The sequence below is a fragment of the uncultured Bifidobacterium sp. genome (assembly GCF_949292005.1).
Taxonomy (GTDB): Bacteria; Actinomycetota; Actinomycetes; order Actinomycetales; family Bifidobacteriaceae; genus Bifidobacterium.
Window position 1 is genome coordinate 1 of the sequence record NZ_CASEXV010000087.1, and the last position, 4,077, is coordinate 4,077.

Sequence of the window (4,077 nt, forward strand, 5' to 3'; positions counted from 1 at the left end):
GCCTGGATCTCGGCGAGGATGGCGGGATCGGAGGTGATGTCGACCGTGTCGAATTCGATTCCCTGCCGTGTCAGCTGACGCTTCGTCGCCTCGCACTGCGGGCACCGCGGCTTGGTGTACACGGTGACGTTTGTGGTTTCCTCGGTCATGGTCTCCTCTTTCCATTCGCGTCCGGCGGTCGTTTCGTGTCGCCGCGGTTCGAATTGCTAGATTACATGGATGTTGTTTGTCGTCAATGCCCCACAGGTAGTGGCGTGTCGTATCGTCTGATACTAAATATAGTGGTTTCCTTGGATTTCAGCCTTTATCGGATTATTCGCCTCCGTGGCCCCGCGCGTGAATGTCTGATATATCACATCGAGGTGGTCGATGATGGCCGCCGCGGTCGATCGGCGGATGGTTCGGGGTCCCGTATCGCTCGGCCGCCCTCATTGGCTCCGTTGCCCGTCATTGTTCGCCGTGGGGGGATACCCCATCCTGAGACAGGTGTGCGTGGACGGCTCCCGGTAGACTGGTGGCCGTATGGCCGCGTCTTCCGTCGTGAGGAGGGCGGGTCAGGGATATCGATTCGAAAGGCGTCGCAATGGCCGTTGAGGCAACAGCAAACATCGGGGTCGTCGGACTGGCGGCCATGGGATCCAATCTCGCCCGGAACCTGGCGAGGCATGGCAACACGGTCGCGCTTTACAACCGTCACGTCGAGCGCACGGAGAAGCTTGTCAGGGAGCATGGGGACGACGGCGTTTTCGTGCCGTCCTCGACCGTGGAGGATTTCGTCGCGTCGCTGAAGCGGCCGCGCACGGCGATCATCATGGTCAAGGCCGGTGCACCCACCGACGCCGTCATCAACGAGCTTGCCGATGCGATGGAGCCGGGCGACATCATCGTCGATGGCGGCAACTCGTATTTCGAGGACACCATTCGCCGCGAGAAGGCGATTCGCGCGCGTGGGCTCCACTTCGTGGGATGCGGCGTCTCCGGTGGTGAGGAGGGGGCGCTTAACGGACCGTCCCTCATGCCCGGCGGAACCGAGGAGTCGTGGCGCACTTTGGGGCCCATCCTCACCTCCATCGCCGCGGTGGCGGATGGACAGCCCTGCGTGACGCATATTGGCGAGAACGGCGCCGGCCATTTCGTCAAGATGGTCCATAATGGCATCGAATACGCGGATATGCAGCTAATCGCCGAAAGCTATGATCTTATGCGTCGCGGATTGGGTCTGGAACCCGCCGAGATCGGCGATGTGTTCGCCGCGTGGAACACCACCGAGCTCAACTCCTATCTCATCGAGATCACTGCCGACGTGCTTCACGAGGTGGACAAGGCGACTGGCCGTCCGCTGGTGGATGTGATCGTCGACCATGCCGGCATGAAGGGCACCGGAACATGGACCGTCCAGACGGCCCTGACCTTGGGCGTCCCCGTCACGGGCATCGCCGAGGCGGTGTTCGCGCGCGGACTGTCAAGCCAGACGGAGCAGCGTGCGGCCGCGGCGAAGGCCGGTCTGTCGGGCCCCAAGGCCCGTCTGCGTGTGTCGGATTCCGATCGGGACGCCCTGATCGAGGACATCCGCCATGCGCTGTATGCCTCCAAGATCGTCGCGTACGCGCAGGGATTCGACGAGATCATGTCCGGTGCCAAGGAATACGGCTGGAACATCGATTTGGCCGCCGTCGCGCGCATCTGGCGTGGTGGCTGCATCATCCGCGCCCAGTTCCTTAATGTCGTCTCCGACGCATTCGAATCGGGCGACGCCGACGTGTCGCTGCTGTTCGCGCCTTACTTCCGCAAGGCCGTGGATGAGGCGCAGGAATCGTGGCGTCGGGTCGTGGCGAAGGCCGTCGAGGGGGGCCTTCCGGTTCCCGCATTCTCCAGCTCGCTGGCGTATTACGACGGGCTGCGCTCCGACAGGCTTCCCGCTGCTCTTATTCAAGGCCAGCGCGACTTCTTTGGAGCGCATACCTATGGTCGCGTCGACCGTCCGGGAGCCTTCCACACGCTGTGGGCTCAGGAGGGGCGTCCCGAGATCGAGGCGTGACACCCTCAGCGGGGTTTGGCGGACCGGCGTCGTCGGACTGACGCCGGTCCGGTTACTCAGGTTCTCGTGTGTTCCTCCGGTGTCCTTTAGTGGCTACGGTGTTCTAGGAACGGCGCGAGGTCCTCGACCGCGCGGGTGACGCGTTGGGGGATCTCGGGGTCGGTCACGGTGTCCCCATCGAAATCCGCAGACGTGGCGAACACCGCGGTGGGAGCCGTATAGGAGTGCAGGAAGGCGAACAGCGGCCTGAGCACATGGTCGATCATCAGCATGTGCCGGGGGCTTCCGCCGGTCGCCATGAGGAGAACGGGCTTTCGGTTGAAGGGCCGTTGCCGCACGATGTCCATGAAATGCTTGAACATCCCCGGATATGAACCGCGGTAGGTGGGGATGGACACGACAAGCACGTCGGACTCCTCCACGGCGGTCAGCGCGCGCTCGGCGGTCTCGTCCACATCCTCGCGGCTGATGGCTCCCGTCAGGCCGGGACCCAGATGATAGACGTCCACTCTTTCGACCGTGGCGTCGTAGCGACTGCTCAGCTCGTCCACGGCCAATTCCGCCAGTCTCTGCGATGTGGATGTCGCGCTGGGGCTCGCCCCGAGAACAACAACCCTCAATGCCGTCGTACCGTTCACTGCTCCTCCTTTGGTGCATGCGCTGCCTGTGCCTCTTGAGAGGGGCATACGGGGGGCACAACATTGCCGTCCCGGACGAACCACTCGCCCCACTCGGTGATGTCGTTGAGAACGGGGGCCAGCGCCCGTCCCGCGTCCGTTAGGGAGTACCGGACCTTAAGGGGTCTGTCCTGACTAACCGTGCGGATGATGAGTCCTTCGGACTCCAGTTGTTTGAGCCGCCTCGACAGTGACGCGTCGCTGAGGTTCTCCGCGAAGCGGGAGATCTCGGTGAAGGTCGTGCACCCTTTCGCCAGAGACTGGATGATCAGTCCGCTCCACCGCTGGCCGATGATGGACATCGCCGCGACGAAGGAGGGACAGGCCTCGATGGGACGATCGTGCGCCCCGGAGTCGATCCGTGGTTGTTGCGTTGCCATACGTGTCCATTCCTCCTGCGCATGGAGGCGTGCCCCCATGGCCTTCTCTGCCGTTTATGCCGGCACTGTCTTGTGATTGCCGCTGTCACGTTACTGCCACTGACATCTCTAAAGTAGCTTTCTTTTTGAAAGTTTTCCAGTGGTTTGCGCGTAGGGTAAATCGGCGGGATTCCATCAACGGAATTGATCGTCGCTATCCGCATCGTCGGCAGTGATGATGCTGGCGCTGTGCGAGGAGCTCTAGAGGAGCGCCGTTGCCCTCGTCGTCATCCAGAGAGTCTGTGACGCACCGGTTGTGAAGGATGCGGGAGTGTCCGGATCGTTCGGATGCCGCAAAGCGCGCGCCAACGCGTCGATTTTCCCTTCGCCCGCGGTGAGCATCCAGGACCGCTCGCTTCTCGACAGCACAGGGACGGTCATGCTCAGACGTCGGGCCGGTGGCTTGGGGGAGTGGTCTACGCCTACGACGAGCCGGTCGCGGATGGCAATCTGCGGATGCCCGGGGAACAGCGATGCATAGTGTCCATCGGGGCCCATGCCAAGGATGAGGAGATCCATGCGGGGAGCGTCGCCCAGCTCGTGACGAAGCTCGTTCTCATACGACAGCGCGGCCTTGTCGAGAACATCACGCGTGGTTTCCTCGTCCGCGGAATCCGCCTCGCGCGGGTCTCGTGTGTCGGCGGGCATCTCGTGGATGTTCGTGTCGGGAAGGCCGTGTTTGTCGCATAGATGGTCGAGAAGGCGCGTGCGCGCCTGCAGGGCGTTGCGGTCGGGGTCGTTCCGTCCGACGAAACGCTCATCCGCCCACCAGAAGTGGACGAGCCTCCAGTCGATCGCGTCCACAAGCGGATCGGACGCCATGTCGTCCATCATCCGAAGTGCGTCGGATCCCCCGGTCAGGGCCAGATCGAAGCGCTGACTTTCATCCGCCGCAGCTGGGCACTGCTCGTCAAGAATCGTCAGAAGGGTCCGATGCGCGGCC

The 4,077-nt window shown here is 62.9% G+C and carries 5 protein-coding genes; 1 reads left to right on the plus strand and 4 read right to left on the minus strand.

All coding sequences use genetic code 11. From position 1 onward, the window contains the following. Positions 1 to 149, minus strand: a 149-nt coding sequence (locus Q1X90_RS06635) for a glutaredoxin family protein (protein WP_300768330.1), incomplete at its 3' end; no start/stop codon positions are given. Between the two features lie 434 nt (positions 150 to 583). On the opposite strand from Q1X90_RS06635, the gene gndA reads away from it, so the two are divergent. After that, a complete protein-coding gene (gene gndA, locus Q1X90_RS06640) occupies positions 584 to 2,038 on the plus strand; it encodes an NADP-dependent phosphogluconate dehydrogenase (RefSeq protein ID WP_300768323.1) in 1,455 nt (484 codons plus the stop codon). An 86-nt stretch (positions 2,039 to 2,124) separates the two neighbouring features. Here gndA and Q1X90_RS06645 read toward each other — a convergent pair whose 3' ends face one another. The 3 genes from Q1X90_RS06645 to pgl form a co-directional block, all read right to left on the minus strand. Next, positions 2,125 to 2,676, minus strand: coding sequence for an NAD(P)H-dependent oxidoreductase (locus Q1X90_RS06645; protein ID WP_300768325.1), 552 nt, complete (start codon positions 2,674 to 2,676; stop codon positions 2,125 to 2,127). Then, positions 2,673 to 3,095, minus strand: a complete 423-nt coding sequence (locus Q1X90_RS06650) for a helix-turn-helix domain-containing protein (protein ID WP_300768328.1) — start codon at positions 3,093 to 3,095, stop codon at positions 2,673 to 2,675. The genes Q1X90_RS06645 and Q1X90_RS06650 overlap by 4 nt, the downstream gene beginning before the upstream one ends. Before the next feature lie 240 nt (positions 3,096 to 3,335). Beyond that, positions 3,336 to 4,077 (minus strand): 6-phosphogluconolactonase (gene pgl, locus Q1X90_RS06655; RefSeq protein WP_366944470.1); only part of this gene is annotated, 742 nt, incomplete at its 5' end.

Bases quoted from the DNA above. Each gene is read 5' to 3' on its own strand.
- gndA (WP_300768323.1), top strand. From the start codon at position 584: ATGGCCGTTGAGGCAACAGCAAACATCGGGGTCGTCGGACTGGCGGCC.
- Q1X90_RS06650 (WP_300768328.1), bottom strand. From the start codon at position 3,095: ATGGCAACGCAACAACCACGGATCGACTCCGGGGCGCACGATCGTCCC.